Genomic DNA, 16,587 nt, shown 5'->3' on the forward strand with positions numbered 1-16,587 from the left:
TTGTTTAATTATTAATAATAGAATATCTTACTTCTAACTGCCCCAGATCCTTCTCTAGCCTCTGATTTATCTTAGCTTTATAAACAGAAGATAATTTAACAATCACTCTCTTACCCTCAATAAGTAAATGTAGATAAACTTTGCTATCACCTTTATGTCTTGATAGTATATCCTTTAGCTTCTCTAATATATCTTCCTCTAATGTCTCTAATTGAATATGGAGAACCTCTTTCTTAGTAGAATTGTTCTGATTCTCTTGAAGAAAGTCCTCTTCTATATCAGCTAATCTACTTGCAATAATCTTACCTTCTTCATTTAATTTACCCTCAACCAAGATAACATCATCTTCTAAAATATACTCTTGATAATTTTCATAGACATTTGGGAAGACAATGACTTCAATCTCTCCAAATTCATCTTCTAAAGTCATAAAGGACATCTTTTTATGATTCCTAGTTAATATTTCGCGATTAGCAGTGATTAATCCTCCTAGGATAACCTTTTCTTTAAATTTTCCAGATTTTCTACTATCTAAAGTCCTCTTTGCCTTTATCTTAGGTAGATAATCCTTAATAGGATGTCCCGTTAGATAAAACCCTAACATCTCTTTTTCTAAGGCTAATAGTCTCCTTGAATCAAACTCATCTATCTTAGGTATATCTATCCTATCATCCATAAATTCATCTTCATTGAAGATATCTAAAAAACTGGTCTGCCCATTACTCTTCTGTTTCTGTACCTGCTGAGCCTGGGTAAAGACATCTTCTAATATCTCTAAAAGCTGGGAGCGATATAAATCTAAAGAATCAAAAGCACCTGCCTTAATCAAACTCTCTATCACCCTATGATTAACTCTAGATAAGTTAACTCGCTCACAGAAATCCTTTAAATCTTCAAATCTCTTCTCTTCTCTTGCTTCAATAATTGCCTCAATAGCCTTAGAACCTACATTTTTAATACCTGCCAATCCAAAACGAATCTTTCCTCCTTCTACAGTAAAATCGATTCTACTGTAATTGACATCTGGAGGAAGAATGTCAATCCCCATTGCCTCTAACTCTGAAATATACTCTGCTATCTTATCACTATTACCAATTACACTACTCATTAAGGCAGCCATAAATTCTACTGGGTAATGGGTCTTAAAATAAGCTGTCTGATATGAGATATAAGCATAAGCTGTACTATGGGCCTTGTTAAAGCCATAACCACTGAAATATTCAATCAACTCAAATAGCTCTTCAGCTAGCTCTTGGCTATATCCTCGATTGATAGCCCCTTCTACCGTCTCATTACCATTTATAAATATCTCATAATGCTTCTTCATCTCTTCAGGCTTCTTCTTACCCATTGCTCTTCTAAGTAAATCAGCTTCTCCTAGAGAATACCCTGCAATCTTTTGGGCTATCTGCATTACCTGCTCTTGATATAAGATAACACCATAGGTTGGCTCTAATATTTCTCTCAAATCTTCATGAGGATATTCAATCTCTTCTCTTCCGTGACGTCTAGCAATATAATCATCTACCATTCCACTTCCTAGAGGTCCTGGTCGATATAAAGCAAGTAGAGCTATAATATCCTCAATCTCCTCAGGCTCTAGCTTGGCAATTAAGCGTCTCATTCCATCACTCTCTAACTGGAATATGCCCAAACTATCACCAGTACTTAGCATCTTAAATACTCTCTTATCATCAAAGGGAATTTCCGATAATTCTAGCTCTACCCCTTGAGTCTCTTTAATCAAGGCTAAGGTCTTGTTAATTACCGTCAATGTTCTCAACCCTAAAAAGTCCATCTTCAATAGACCTAAAGCTTCTAAATCTCCCATTGGATATTGGGTAGTAACTTCACCTTTACTCTGATAAAGTGGAGTGTAATTGGTAATATCATCTTTGGTAATAATCACCCCCGCTGCATGGGTAGAGGCATGACGGGTCAATCCTTCAATCTTTTTAGAGTAATCTATAACCTCTTTGACTTGATAGTCTTTATGATATAAATTCCTCAACTCTTCTGACTCATTTAATGCCTTATCAATTGTAATTCCTAAAGAATTAGGAATAGCCTTAGCCACCTTATCACCTTTATCATAGGATACACCTAAAGCCCTAGAAACATCCCGTATAGCTCCCTTAGCTGCCATCGTTCCAAAAGTAATAATCTGTGCCACCCTATCTTGTCCATATTTTTTAACTACATAATCTATTACCTCATCACGCCGCTCGTAACAGAAATCAATGTCAATATCCGGCATTGAAATACGAGCAGGATTCAAAAAACGTTCAAATAATAAATTATACTCTAAGGGATCAATCTCTGTAATATCAAGTAGATAAGAGACTATACTGGAAGCAGCACTTCCTCGTCCAGGACCTACAATAATCTCATTATCCTTAGCATACTTGATAAAATCCCTAACGATTAGAAAATAAGCAGGATATCCCATCTCATTGATCACATCTAACTCATATTCTAATCTCTCTTCAATCTCTGCTGTTACTTCATCATACTTATTCTCTAAGCCCTCATAAGCAAGTTTTCGTAAATAAGACTCTAAACTCTCCCCTTCTGGTACCTCATAATGGGGTAATAGAATTTGGTCAAAATCTAACTCCACATTACAGCGCTTAGCAATCTTAACTGTATTCTCAATAGCTGTTGGATAATCCTTAAATATTTCCAGCATCTCTTCTGCCGGTTTAAAGTAAAATTGGTCATTAGGGAACTTCATTCTATTCTTATCATCAACATCCTTACCTGTCTGGATACATAAGAGTAGATCATGTAATTTATTATCCTCTTGATTTAGATAATGGACATCATTAGTTGCCACAAGAGAAATCTCTAGCTCTTGGCTTAATTCCACCAATCCTTTATTTATTAAATGCTGATCAGCAAGACCATGGTCTTGTAATTCTAAGAAAAAGTTCCCTTCTCCAAAGATCCGCTGGTATTGTAATGCCACTTCTTTGGCTCTATCCTTCTGATTATTTCGCAATAAAGTAGCTAACTCTCCTGCTAGACAGCTACTTAAGCAGATAATCCCTTCACTATAATCACGCAAGAGGTTCTTATCAACCCTCGGCTTATAATAAAACCCCTGTAAATAAGATAATGAAACTAACTTCAGTAAGTTTTGATAGCCTTGATTATTCTCTGCCAATAATACCAAATGAGCTAGCCTTCTATTATTTACATCTTTCTTCAAATGGTTATCAGCAACATAAACCTCACAACCAATAATCGGTTTAATACCTTCTTTTTTCGCCTGCCGATAAAAATCCACAGCTCCATACATTACTCCATGATCGGTCATCGCAATAGCAGGCATATTGTACTCCTTTGCCTTTCTAACTAAATCCTTGATTCTAACAGCACCATCTAAGAGACTATACTCTGTATGTAGATGTAAATGAACAAATTGTTCCATGAATTACACCTCCTTGAATTAAAATTGAAAATATAAGATTGAGAATTAAAAAGGTTTTAAATCGAAGAAAATTAATGTTTGAATGAAGCAAGCATTCTAAAAAATAATAGGATTAAAGGTAGTCTCTGAATTAGAACTCTCAAATTTTTAACCTCAATAAATGTTGATTGCGTAGTGAGTAGGCTCTGCCACGGAGAGTCTTGATCGGGTTTACCACGAAAGGTTTGCTTTTTAAACCCGTAGGTTAGACTCGCAGGTATATTTTCTTCTTGATTGGGCTGTTTTTGCCACGGAAGGTTCCCTACAGGTTTTTACTAAAAACCTTCCGTAATAAATTTATGAACCTGTAGGTTTGGTTACTTTTTCATCAAGAAAAAAGGTAACTCGCCATTAGGCGAAACCTAAGAATTTATCTGCTTTTTAAAGCTAAAAACTTTATAATATGCTCCTTATTCTAAATAATAAACTCCACAAATATTTTAATAATGCTATGAAAATTTCTTAAAATCTAATATTTTATTATTTCCCGATTGATCCCCTTTTATCCTCCTTATTAATCGATAAGGTATAATTAATTTATAAGTAAAATAAGTATATTGTACGGTTTAAATTTGAGTATATTAAAAATTATTAATTGTAGATTGTTAATTAACAACTATCAATTAAATTAGTGTGGGTGATAAAATGGAAAGGTTAATCTTAGTCTTTTTTGTATCTTTGGGAGTTGTACTAGGAGGCTCTATACTAGGGAGTATAGGGGCTACCTTAGCAAAGCAATCCCCTATCAAAGTAATGTCACAACTATCACAAGAGATTAAACTATGGGCTGTGGTCACAGCTATGGGAGGAAGCTTCTCCTACTTACGGATGATTGAAGGTGGAGTCTTTGAAGGAAAAATTATCGTAATATTTAAACAATTTATCATTTTGACTGTTGCCTTTCTAGGAGCACAACTAGGTATCTGGATTATCTCTGTCTTAACTGGAGGAAATTAAATTGAGTTTTAATTTCCTAACTTTGACCAAGAATGATATTTTACGTTTATTTGCATCCTTTCTCTTAGGAATGATTACAGGGATAACTATACTTAATTTACTCGTTGGACCCCAATTAGACCAACTTATCTTTGAGAGGGAGGAATTATTATCAGAGATAGAAAGCCAACAGACCACCTTAGATAAACTAGAAGAGAGCTTGGCAGAAGAAAGAAGGAAGGTAATTCAAGATTTAACTATAGAGATAGAAAATAAGATAGATAAGCATATTAAGCAGGAGCTGAAGAAGGATATCTTTGAGATATTAAAGAGTTTAATAGGTAGAGATATCTCAAAGGTAGATGGTAAATTATTAGCAGAGACCCTTGATGGTAGAATAATTATAGTAGAGAAGAAGAGTTATAAACTTAATTTCCTCTGGATTATAATTCAGCCTAATGCGATTATATCCTTTAAGATAATTGAAGAGAAATAGGGAGCATAATTTCCCATGCTCCCTACAAGTATATTACCCTACAAATTTAGCAATTCTCTTAATCGCTTCATTAATTTCAGCTTCACTAGTCGCATAAGACAATCTGATATATCCAGCCATCCCAAAGGCTGAACCTGGTACTGTAGCTACCCCAGCCTCTTCTAGTAACATCTCTACTAATTGATAGTCATCCTTAATCTCTTTTCCTAATAATTCTTTAACGTTTACAAAGATATAAAATGAGCCTTCTGGTCTTCCAACTTTTAAACCTTTGATATTATTTATTCCATCAGTAATTATATCTCTTCTTGCTTTAAAAGCCTCTACCATCTCATGAGTAGGTTCTTGAGTTCCAGCAATTGCAGCTAAACTCGCCTTTTGAGCAATTGAATTGGCATTAGAGGTACTATGGCTTTGTAATCTACCCATAGCTTTAATCACCTCTTTAGGTCCAATAGCGTAACCTATTCTCCAGCCAGTCATTGCATAAGCCTTAGAAACACCATCAATAATAATAGTTCTTTCTTTTACCTCTTCACCTAAAGTAGCAATACTGACTACATCTTGATTATAACTTACCTTCCGATAGATCTCATCAGAGATTATAAAAATATCTTTCTCCACAGCTATTTGAGCAATCCCTTCTAACTCATCTTTAGTATAGACAGCCCCTGTAGGATTAGATGGACTATTTATAATCACTAATTTAGTCTTATCAGTAATAGCAGCCTTAAATTCTGCGACAGTCATCTTAAATTTATTATCCTCAGAAGTCTCTACTACTACAGGGTTTCCTCCAGCAAACTTAATCTGTTCAGGATAACTAACCCAGTAAGGAGCAGGTAATATGACCTCATCACCCTCATCTACTAGTGCTTGAATAGCATTAAATAATGAACTTTTTGCCCCACTAGAAACAATTACTTGATCGCTAGTATACTCTAATCCTCTCTCTGCCTTACAACTACTACAGATTGCCTCCCTCAACTCTTGAATACCCACAGTAGCTGTATATGTAGTAAAGCCTTCTTCAATAGCTTTAATAGCAGCCTCTTTCACATGTGCAGGAGTTTCAAAGTCAGGTTCCCCTGCTCCTAAACTAATAATCTCTCTTCCTTCTTCTTTTAAAGCCTTTGCTTTAGCAGTGATTGCTAATGTAGGAGAGTTTGCAATTCCTTGAACACGTGCTGATAATCTCATTTGATTTATTCCTCCTCAATCCTTAACTACTTATATTCTTATGTGAAAATAATAACTTTATTAAAAGCAAGGGTAAATAGAATATCTACCCCTACACATTATACAATATCATGCTCACTACTTTTTAGATTTGATACGTCTTTTCTTATCCAAAATCTTTTTTCTTAATCTAATATTGATTGGAGTAACCTCAACAAGCTCCTCACTTGTAATATACTCTAATGCCTCTTCTAAGCTAAATTTGGTAGCTGGTGTAAGCATAATTGCCTCATCAGAACCAGAAGATCTCATATTATCAAGCTTCTTCTCTTTACAGATATTTACATCCAAATCTTGTTCTCTAGAGTTTGAACCCACGATCATTCCAGCGTAAATCTTAGTTCCTGGATCCACAAAGATAGTACCACGATCTTGAGCATTGAAAATTCCATAGCGGGTTGCTTCTCCTGCTCTATCTGCTACTATAGAACCATTTCTACGAGTAGTCATATCTCCCCGATAATTATCATAGTGGGAGAAAGTACTATTTAAAATCCCTTCACCTTTGGTCTTAGTCAAAAATTCAGACCTAAAGCCAATCAATCCACGAGCAGGAATTTCAAAGGTCAATCTAATTCTAGTTTGACTTAGATGGGTCATATTCTTCATCTCACCTTTACGCTTTCCTAACTCTTCAATGATAGTACCCATAAACTCTTCTGGCACATCGATAGTAACCTCCTCAATTGGTTCCATCTTCTGTCCATCTATCTCCTTAATGATAGCTTCTGGCTTAGATACCTGTAATTCATAGCCTTCCCGTCGCATAGTCTCAATTAAAATAGATAAGTGTAGCTCACCTCTACCTGAGACTTTAAAGGTATCAGGGCTTAGCTCCTCTACTCTTAAAGCAACATTCTTCTCTAATTCTTTGAATAATCTATCCTTTAATTGACGAGAAGTAACATAATCCCCTTCCTGTCCAGATAAAGGACTGTCATTGGTTGTAAAGGTCATAGTTACAGTTGGCTCCTCTATAGTAATAAAAGGTAGAGCCTCTGGATTCTCAGCATCGGCAATGGTCTCACCAATATTGATATCCTCAGTTCCAGCAAGAGCAATAATATCTCCCATCTTAGCACCTTCAACCTCTTCCTTACCTAATCCTTGGTAGGTAAAGATTTTGGTGATACTTTTATACTCTATACTTTCATCCTGTTTACAGATTGCTACCTTCTCACCCTTTTTAACCTCTCCACGATTAACCTTACCAATAGCCATTCTTCCTACATAATCATTATATTCAATAGTAGTAACTATCATTTGAAATGGTGCTTCTATCTCCCCTTGAGGAGCTGGAATGTGCTCAATAACAGATTTGAATAAGGGCTCTAAGTTATCACTATCCTCATCTAAATCTGTCTTAGCAAATCCTTCTAAAGCCGAAGCATAAACTACAGGAAATTCAATCTGCTCTTCACTTGCACCTAATTCAATAAATAAATCTAATACCATATCCTCTACAACTTGTGGTCTTGAATCAGGTCTGTCAACCTTATTAATTACCACAATTGGGGTTAAATCTAACTCTAATGCCTTAGTCAATACGAATTTAGTTTGAGGCATTGGACCCTCAAAAGCATCAACAATTAATAATACTCCGTCAACCATCTTCAAGATACGTTCTACTTCCCCTCCAAAGTCAGCATGACCTGGAGTATCAACAATATTAATCTTAGTATCTTTATACTTAATTGCAGTATTTTTAGCAAGAATAGTAATTCCTCGTTCCTTCTCTAAATCATTACTATCCATTACTCTCTCTTCAACTTCCTGTTTAGCATGGAAGATACCACTTTGCTTTAACATTCCATCTACTAAAGTAGTCTTACCATGGTCAACGTGAGCAATAATTGCTATATTTCTAATATCATCTCTTGTTTTCATCTTTTCCTCCTTGGATATAAAAGCAGATTACACTAATCTATTTTTCCTTAAATTGTAATTTTCATTAAAGAAATTATACTATGCTTAGATTATAATATATGACGATAATTGTCAATAAGAATTGGAGTTAAAAGAAATTATTCTTAAAGAAATTTGCTTGGTTATAATTTTTTTATTGATAATTGTAATCATTCTAATTTAAGAAGTGATCTAACCCTTATTAACTTTTATGATATACTTTGGATATATTACGAAACTTTTCAGACCAGTGAATAATTAATAAAGTATAAATAATAGTTAAGCTCAAAATCATTAGGCACTCTAGGAAGATAAGCTTTTTATTTATTCACTATTATTTATTATTTGTAAAAGTGTCGTAATATCTCTATAAAATCTCAATTCCAAATAGCTTATATTTTCTATAATAGAAATAGAAAAAAGGCAGCCCACTATGAACTGCCTTCTTATAACTATCCTTTTAAGCTTGCTAAAGTCTCTTCTAATTGTCCTTTTTTAGCAGTATACTCTTCTTTCTTTCTTCTCTCTTCTTCTACCAGATGGTCTGGAGCATTATTTACAAAACCTGGATTAGATAGCTTACCTGTAGCACGTTTAATCTCAGCTTCCATCTTCTTAATCTCATCCTCTAAGCGAGCAATCTCCTTATCGATATCTACCATACCTGCAAGGGGTAAGATAATCTCAATCTCACTAGTAATTGCAGTAGATGCTTGTTCTGGTCTATTAGTTACTTCCTTGCTGATAGTTAACTCTTCAATATTAGCTAAATCAGCAATATAATCCTTTCCTTCTGATACTATTGCTAACTTATTTTCAACTTCAGAGCTTAAAATGGCTGTAATCTTTCTACCTGGATTGACCTTCATCTCATTTCTGATATTTCTAATACTACGGATTACATCCATTACTAACTCCATCTTATCCTCTGCTTGATTATTTGTAGCTAAGCTATCTGCTTCTGGCCAATGAGAAACCATCAGACTTTCTCCTTCTTGAGCAGTCAAATAATGCCAAATCTCCTCAGTGATAAATGGCATAAATGGATGTAATAATCTTAAGATATTATCTAAGGTAAACCAAGTTACATATTGAGCTGTCTGACGGTCAGCTAAGTTCTCTTTTTGGTATAATCTAGGTTTAACCAATTCGATATACCAATCACAGAACTCTCTCCACACAAAGTCATATAACTCTTGGGTTGCTTGCCCAAATTGATACTCTTCTAATAATCCAGTCACTTGGTTAATCTTCTTATTCAATCTACTTAGAATCCATTGATCTGCTAAATTATAATTTAACTCTCCATAATCTATCGCTCTTAAATCAAAGTCCTCTAGGTTCATCAATACAAACCGGGAAGCATTCCATAATTTATTAGCAAAGTTACGGCTTGATTCTACCCTTTCAGGACGATATCTAATATCATTACCTGGAGTATTTCCAGTAATTAAACTAAACCTTAAAGTATCTGTACCAAATTCTTCAATTACCTCAATTGGGTCTACACCATTTCCTAAAGACTTACTCATCTTACGACCTTCAGAGTCTCTAACAAGTCCATGGATATAGATATCCTTAAATGGTATCTCACCTTTACACTCTAATGCCATAAAGACCATTCTAGCTACCCAGAAGAAGATGATGTCTCTACCAGTTACTAATACATCAGTTGGATAGAAGTAATCTACATCCTCTTTATTTGTAGGCCAACCTAAAGTAGAGAAAGGCCATAATCCTGAACTGAACCAAGTATCTAGTACATCTTCATCCTGTTTTAGATTAGTACTAGCACACTTTGGACATTCTGCTGGTTCTTCTGTTCTGACAATTACCTCATCACAGTCTTGGCAATACCAGACTGGAATCTGATGCCCCCACCACAATTGGCGAGAGATACACCAATCTCTGATATTCTCCATCCAGTTGAAGTATACTTTAGAAAAACGGTCTGGAACAAAACGAATATCACCATCTTTAACAGCTTCAATAGCAGGCTTAGCTAAATTTTCCATAGCTACAAACCATTGCTTAGATACTAATGGTTCAATTGTGGTATCACAACGGTAACATTGACCAACAGAATGATCATGCTCTTCTATCTTCTCGATTAACCCTGCTGATCTCAAATCATCAACTAGTTGCTGTCTACATTCATAACGCTCTAAACCTTCATATTTTCCAGCTTCTTTGGTCATAATTGCATCATCGCCAATTACTTTGATAATCTCCAAATCATGACGCTCACCGATTTCAAAGTCATTAGGATCATGGGCAGGAGTTACCTTAACCAAACCTGTACCAAATTCAGAGTCTACATAATCATCAGCTACTATCTCAATCTCCCGATTAACAACTGGGACGATGACCTGCTTACCGATTATACCTTGATAACGTTCATCATTGGGATTTACTGCTACCCCTGTATCTCCAAGTAAAGTCTCTGGACGGGTAGTAGCTACTACAATATAATCATCACTACCTTTAATATTATATCTAATATGATATAATTTACCTGGCTTATCCTCATGTTCTACCTCTATATCTGATAAGGTAGTCTTGCATTCTGGACACCAGTTAACTATATAGTCCCCTTGATAGATTAAACCTTTCTCATATAATTGCACAAAAGCCTCTTTAACTGCTTGATTACAGCCTTCATCCATAGTAAATCTTTCTCTATCCCAATCACAAGAGACACCTAATTTTTTTAGCTGTTTAGTGATTCTTCCACCATACTCCTCTTTCCACTTCCAAGCCCTCTCTAAAAATCCATCACGACCAACATCCTCTTTATTTAGACCTTCTTCTTCTTGCATCTTCTTAACTACCTTAACTTCAGTAGCGATACTAGCATGGTCTGTTCCAGGTAACCATAAAGCTTCATAACCTTGCATTCTCTTCCATCTAGTTAAGATATCTTGAAAGGTCATATCTAAGGCATGACCGATATGTAGTTGACCAGTTACATTTGGAGGAGGCATCATAATTGTAAAAGGCTCCTTCTGTTCATTCGGTTCTGCATGGAAATATCCCTGTGAATTCCAATATTCATACCATTTCTCTTCTACTTGACTAGGATCATAGGTTGTTGATAAATTCTTCTTCTCTTCATTCATAATCTCACTTCCTTTATTTATTATAGGTTGTTGAATAATTATTTTGCTCTTTAAATTAAGATGTTGTATTTTAGGTTTTTGGAAAAGTAAGCGGTACTTCATTTTAACTACAAAATTATCAATTTAACCAATAAAATTACAGCAATAATTAGAGTTGTTAAGTTTTACTTATTCAACAAGGTATATTAAGGTATTTTTAATAATTATAGATAAAAAGACCCCTCCATCCTTAATTTAAGGACGAAAGAGTCTCTATCTTCCGCGGTACCACCTTAGTTCTAACTTAGCACTCACTTCAGGTCTATATAAATAACTGTTTTAACTTACCTGATACTAGATAACGGCTAGCTTCCGATTAAACCTACTAAACTTTCAGCTTAACAGCTCCAGAGCTACTTCAGCTAATATCCCTAAAAATACCTTCCAGCCTAAGGGTATTTATCTCTATTAGGGAGGGATTAACCTACTCCTCTCCTTCATTGCTTTTAGTCTATTTAACTATCACATATTATCATATAATTAATAGGCCTTGTTGTCAACTATTAACTTTTATTCAGAAGTAATATCAAGTTTTAATAAAGTTTTTTACTTTGATTAAACTCAATCCATAAACTGCCCAATAAACTGAATCACCTTATCTTTACCTTCCCCAGTTTCTGTAGAGAAGAAGGTAAATGGTGTAAACTGACTTATACCTAAAGTTTCTTTAATTAGCCTCTCTTGCTTCTTCTTCTGACTATTTTTAATTTTATCTACCTTAGTAGCTACTACCATAGCAGGCATATTCATCTGCAAAATCCAGTTGAACATCTGGATATCATCTTGGGTTGGCTTATGTCGAGCATCTACAACTAATAATAATGCCTCTAAATTCTCTCGCTCTATTAGATAACTTTCAATCATTCTACCCCATTCTTCTTTCTCTTCTTTAGATACTCGAGCAAATCCGTAGCCTGGTAAGTCTACAAAGTAAAAGTAATTATCTATTTGATAGAAGTTAATTGTCTGAGTCTTTCCTGGCTTGGAACTGGTAAAAGCCATCTTCTTTCTATTGACTACTTTATTAATCAAAGATGACTTACCTACATTAGAGCGACCTGCTAAAGCAATCTCAGGCAGGTGATGAAAAGGATAATCCTTAGGATATACTGCACTAAGAATATATTCTGGATTATTAATCTTCATTTTCATCGCCCTCCACTATCGCCTCTGCAAGTACTTGGTCCATCTCTTCAACTAGAACAAATTCTAAATCACGCTTGATATTATCAGGAACTTCTTCTAAGTCTTTTTTATTCTTCTTACATAATACTATCTTCTTAATTCCTGCTCGATGAGCAGCTAAGACCTTACTTTTAATTCCACCAACTGGCAAGACTCTACCTCTAAGGGTTACCTCACCTGTCATAGCCACCTCACCATCAACCTCTTTATTTGCTAACGCAGAGATTAAAGCAGTTGCTAGAGTTATTCCAGCTGATGGTCCATCCTTAGGAATAGCTCCCTCAGGTACATGAACATGGATATCATACTTTTTATAGAATTCTTCTGGGAAATTATACTCTTTAGATTTAGTTCTAGCATAACTTAAAGCTATTCGGGCAGATTCTTTCATTACATCTCCCAATTTACCAGTTAAGATTAACTTTCCATCACCTGGAATAATGGATACCTCAATATCTAGTATATCTCCACCTAATTGAGTCCAAGCTAGCCCAGTTACTACACCAACTCTATTTTCACCTTCAGCTTTGCCATATTCATATTTAGGAATTCCTAAATATTTATCTAAGTTTCTTGTATCAATTCTAGTAGCAGTATCCTTTCCTTCTACAACCTCTTTAGCTACTTTACGGCAAATCTTCCCTAAAGTTCTTTCTAAACTTCTTACCCCAGCTTCTCTAGTATAATTTCTAATAACTTTCCTGAGAGCATTTTCCGATAGATTGAAGTTGTCTTCTGTCAATCCATGTTCTTTAATCTGCTCTGGTAATAGATGACGCCCAGCAATCTCTATCTTCTCTTCTTCGGTATAACCTGAAAGAGTGATAACTTCCATTCTATCCAATAATGGTCTAGGAATAGTACCAATAGTATTGGCTGTTGTAATAAACATAACATCTGATAAATCAAAACTTAGTTCTAAATAATGATCAGTAAAGTCATTATTCTGTTCAGGATCCAATACTTCCAATAAAGCCGCTGCAGGATCTCCTCTAAAATCACTAGTAATCTTATCAATCTCATCTAACAAGAATACTGGATTCATCGTTCCTGCATCACGCATAGCATTTATTATTCGTCCTGGTCTAGCACCTATGTAAGTTCTACGGTGTCCTCTAATCTCAGCTTCATCCCTAACCCCTCCTAAAGATAATCTAACAAACTCTCTGTTGATAGAATTTGCAATAGACTTACCTAATGAGGTCTTTCCAACCCCAGGAGGACCTACTAAGCATAAGATTGGACTTTTAAGCTTGTCACTTAACTTTCTAACAGCTAAGTATTCTAAAATTCTCTCTTTAACATCATCTAATCCATAATGGTTCTCATTTAATTGACCTGCTACCTCTTTAATCACCAACTTATCTTCACTGTAATTATTCCAAGGTAAATCAAATATACAATCTAAATAATTCCTAACTACAACAGCTTCACTTGAATTTCTAGGCATCTTTTGGAGCTTGTCCAGCTCTTCTTTTACCTTCTTCTCAACATCTTCTGGTAATTCTAATTCCTCTAATTTATTATTATATTCATTTACTTCTTCAGTAAAGCTATCTTCTTCTCCTAATTCTTTCTTAATTGCTTTCATCTGCTCTTTTAGATAGTATTCTTTTTGTCTCTTCTCTACTTGCTTTCTAACCTCATTATTAATCTTATTCTTTACCTTTAAAATCTCTATTTCTCTTTCTAAAATCTTATATAGCTTAGTTAATCGCTCTTCATAGAAAATTGTAGCTAAAATCTCTTGTTGTTGTTTAACCTTTAAAGAGATATGTGAAACAATGATATCAATTAACCTATCAGGGTCTTCTATGTTAACTATTGTCATCATAGCTTCTGGTGGTACTACTTTATTAAGCTTTATGTACTCTTCAAAGCTATTACTCACACCTCTCATCAAGGCTTCTATCTCAGTATCTACCTCTTCTTCGTGTGCAATCTCTTCAACTTCAACCTCAAAGTAAGGTTCTTCCTGAATAAAATCTGCAATTTTTGCTCTTTTTAATCCTTCTACTAAAATTTTAACAGTTCCATCAGGTAACCTCATCAACTGTTTTATCTCTCCAACAGTACCTACATTATAAATATCATTTTTAGTTGGCTCTTCAATAGTTTCATCATGCTGAGCAGCTAATAAGATCTCTTTATCTTCTACCATCGCTTTTTCTAAAGCTTCTAAAGATTGTTCTCTGCCAACAAGCAAAGGAATTATCATATTTGGGAATATAACTAAACCTCTTAATGCCAATAAGGGCATAGAACTTCTGTTCCTCTTCTCCTTTTTCAACTCTTTAGCCATAACTACACCTCCATTTATAGAATCATCACCTATCATTATTCTATTAGTTATAATTAAAGTCCTGCAATTACTTTAAGTTATTAGTATGAATTCTTCTTAATAAGGTTAATTAAGCCTTATTGACTAACCCCTACCAATTATTTAGATTAAAGGGGCAGAAATAAAATCAGACTCCAAATCTACTTCAATCTTCTCTTCTTCTACATCCTCTATTAATATTGACTCTCGTAAAGCTTCATCAAAAGTTTCTATTTTAATTATATCTATCTCTGCAAACTCTTCCTCGTTAAATATTTGTTGCCAATTATCTGATGGAATTAAGACTTTTTTGACTCCTGCTCTAATAGCTGCTCTTACTTTGGCAACAACGCCTCCAATAGGACGGACCATACCATTAATTGATATCTTCCCAGTCATAGCAACCTTATTGTCTATAGGATATCCTGTTAAAGCTGAATAAAGAGCTACTGCCATTGTTATACCAGCAGAAGGACCATCAACAACGGCATCACTGGTAAAATCAATATGTATAAAATAATCTCGTAAATCAATGTCCATAATCTTATTCAAAACGGTAATAACATTCTCTGCTGAACCCTTGACCATACTCTTTCTTCTGATTTTTCTATATTGATTCCCCTGTTCTTCTTCTTCAGCTATACCAGTAATATTTAATCTGCCCTTACCTTCACCTACTTCTTTAACTGAAACCTCTAATTGATTTACAGTCCCCATATTAGCACCAATAACAGCTAATCCATTAACAACACCCACCTGTGGGTTATTAGGGATTTTATCCATAGGTCTGGGGTTATAACGACCATTCATTATTACTCTTTCTATATCTCCAACTTTAATGACAAAACGCTTAGCTGTTCGAGCAATACCAGCTGCAGTCTGAACCATATTAATAGCTTGCCTTCCATTAGCAGCATACTTTCTGATAACATCAATAACTCCATCCTCAACCTGAAAATTTATTTTGGCTATTGCAGTATTTACAATCCTTTCAACATGGTTCGGTTCTAAAGGATTAAAATAGACCTCTAAACAACGAGAACGAATAGCAGGCGGAATATTTTCTGGACCTCTAGTGGTGGCGCCTATCAATCTAAAATCAGCAGGTAATCCATTTTGAAAGATTTCATGGATATGTCGAGGAATATTCTTATCATCTTCATGATAATAAGAACTCTCTAAAAAGACCTTTCTATCCTCTAAAACCTTCAATAACTTATTCATCTGGATATGATGCAACTCTCCAATTTCGTCTATAAATAAAATTCCTCCATGGGCTTTTGTTACAGCACCAGGTTTAGGCTGCGGAATTCCTGCTGTACCCATAGCCCCTGCGCCTTGATAAATAGGATCATGCACTGAACCAATCAAGGGGTCAGCAATTCCACGTTCATCAAATCGTGCTGTTGTTGCATCCATCTCTACAAATTTAGACTCATCATCAAAAGGAGAATCTTGATTTTTCTTAGCTTCTTCCAATATTAAACGAGCCGCTGCTGTCTTGCCAACTCCAGGAGGTCCATAAATAATTACATGCTGGGGATTAGGACCACATAAAGCTGCTCTTAAAGCTTCTAATCCATCTTCCTGTCCAACCACTTCAGAAAAATCGCTAGGTCTAATCTTTTCTGACAAAGGCTCAGTCAAAGATCTCCTTCTCATCTTATATAACTTTTCCATCTCTTTTTTTGATTCTCTATTTATTGCTACCTTACTATTTCTCTGTTTTTTGAGCATATTCCAAAAATAAATTCCAATCACAATAGCAAAAAATAATTGAATCATACTGAAAACATTAATTGCAAGATTCATTAAATCTCCTCCTGTATAAACTTTCAGGTATTTCATATCATAAGAAACCTGATTTAATTTATCA

General features: G+C 34.9%; 9 protein-coding genes and 1 other annotated feature. Of the genes, 2 read left to right on the plus strand and 7 right to left on the minus strand.

Features of this window, described 5'->3' with window-relative positions:
* Positions 1-4: 4 nt before the first annotated feature.
* Positions 5-3,433 carry a DNA polymerase III subunit alpha gene (locus U472_RS13360; protein ID WP_068719251.1) on the minus strand — a complete coding sequence of 1,143 codons (3,429 nt, stop codon included), beginning with the start codon at positions 3,431-3,433 and terminating at the stop codon, positions 5-7.
* A gap of 684 nt (positions 3,434-4,117) precedes the next feature.
* Here U472_RS13360 and U472_RS13365 point away from each other — a divergent pair.
* Together U472_RS13365 and U472_RS13370 are read left to right on the plus strand one after the other, a co-directional pair.
* Positions 4,118-4,429: a YtrH family sporulation protein gene (locus tag U472_RS13365; RefSeq protein ID WP_083189923.1), complete on the plus strand. Its 312-nt coding sequence runs from the start codon at positions 4,118-4,120 to the stop codon at positions 4,427-4,429.
* Position 4,430: 1 nt separating this feature from the next.
* On the plus strand, positions 4,431-4,904 hold the full coding sequence (locus U472_RS13370; RefSeq protein WP_068719253.1) for a sporulation membrane protein YtrI: 474 nt from the start codon (positions 4,431-4,433) through the stop codon (positions 4,902-4,904).
* A gap of 33 nt (positions 4,905-4,937) precedes the next feature.
* Here the strand turns inward: U472_RS13370 and U472_RS13375 are convergent, their stop codons facing one another.
* From U472_RS13375 to lonB, 6 genes are all read right to left on the minus strand, one after another.
* Positions 4,938-6,104, minus strand: coding sequence for a pyridoxal phosphate-dependent aminotransferase (locus U472_RS13375; protein ID WP_068719254.1), 1,167 nt, complete (start codon positions 6,102-6,104; stop codon positions 4,938-4,940).
* Positions 6,105-6,221: 117 nt separating this feature from the next.
* Entirely contained in the window at positions 6,222-8,030 is a 1,809-nt protein-coding gene (typA, locus tag U472_RS13380; protein WP_068719255.1) for a translational GTPase TypA, read from the minus strand.
* A gap of 470 nt (positions 8,031-8,500) precedes the next feature.
* Positions 8,501-11,167: a valine--tRNA ligase gene (locus U472_RS13385; RefSeq protein WP_068719256.1), complete on the minus strand. Its 2,667-nt coding sequence runs from the start codon at positions 11,165-11,167 to the stop codon at positions 8,501-8,503.
* Positions 11,168-11,400: 233 nt separating this feature from the next.
* Positions 11,401-11,656 (minus strand) — a binding site (T-box leader).
* Positions 11,657-11,767: 111 nt separating this feature from the next.
* Positions 11,768-12,352, minus strand: a complete 585-nt coding sequence (gene yihA / locus U472_RS13390) for a ribosome biogenesis GTP-binding protein YihA/YsxC (protein ID WP_068719257.1) — start codon at positions 12,350-12,352, stop codon at positions 11,768-11,770.
* Positions 12,342-14,693 (minus strand): endopeptidase La, encoded by a 2,352-nt coding sequence (gene lon / locus U472_RS13395; protein WP_068719258.1) that lies wholly within the window; start codon positions 14,691-14,693, stop codon positions 12,342-12,344. The genes yihA and lon overlap by 11 nt, the downstream gene beginning before the upstream one ends.
* Before the next feature lie 141 nt (positions 14,694-14,834).
* Complete coding sequence (lonB, locus tag U472_RS13400; protein WP_068719259.1) at positions 14,835-16,523, minus strand: ATP-dependent protease LonB; 1,689 nt, start codon at positions 16,521-16,523, stop codon at positions 14,835-14,837.
* Positions 16,524-16,587: the final 64 nt, after the last annotated feature.

It is taken from the genome of Orenia metallireducens (genome assembly GCF_001693735.1).
Taxonomy (GTDB): Bacteria; Bacillota; Halanaerobiia; order Halobacteroidales; family Halobacteroidaceae; genus Orenia; species Orenia metallireducens.

Coding starts and splice junctions, on each gene's coding strand:
- yihA (WP_068719257.1), bottom strand. CDS start 12,352: ATGAAGATTAATAATCCAGAATATATTCTTAGTGCAGTATATCCTAAG.
- U472_RS13375 (WP_068719254.1), bottom strand. CDS start 6,104: ATGAGATTATCAGCACGTGTTCAAGGAATTGCAAACTCTCCTACATTA.
- U472_RS13365 (WP_083189923.1), top strand. CDS start 4,118: ATGGAAAGGTTAATCTTAGTCTTTTTTGTATCTTTGGGAGTTGTACTA.
- lon (WP_068719258.1), bottom strand. CDS start 14,693: ATGGCTAAAGAGTTGAAAAAGGAGAAGAGGAACAGAAGTTCTATGCCC.
- lonB (WP_068719259.1), bottom strand. CDS start 16,523: ATGAATCTTGCAATTAATGTTTTCAGTATGATTCAATTATTTTTTGCT.
- U472_RS13385 (WP_068719256.1), bottom strand. CDS start 11,167: ATGAATGAAGAGAAGAAGAATTTATCAACAACCTATGATCCTAGTCAA.
- typA (WP_068719255.1), bottom strand. CDS start 8,030: ATGAAAACAAGAGATGATATTAGAAATATAGCAATTATTGCTCACGTT.
- U472_RS13360 (WP_068719251.1), bottom strand. CDS start 3,433: ATGGAACAATTTGTTCATTTACATCTACATACAGAGTATAGTCTCTTA.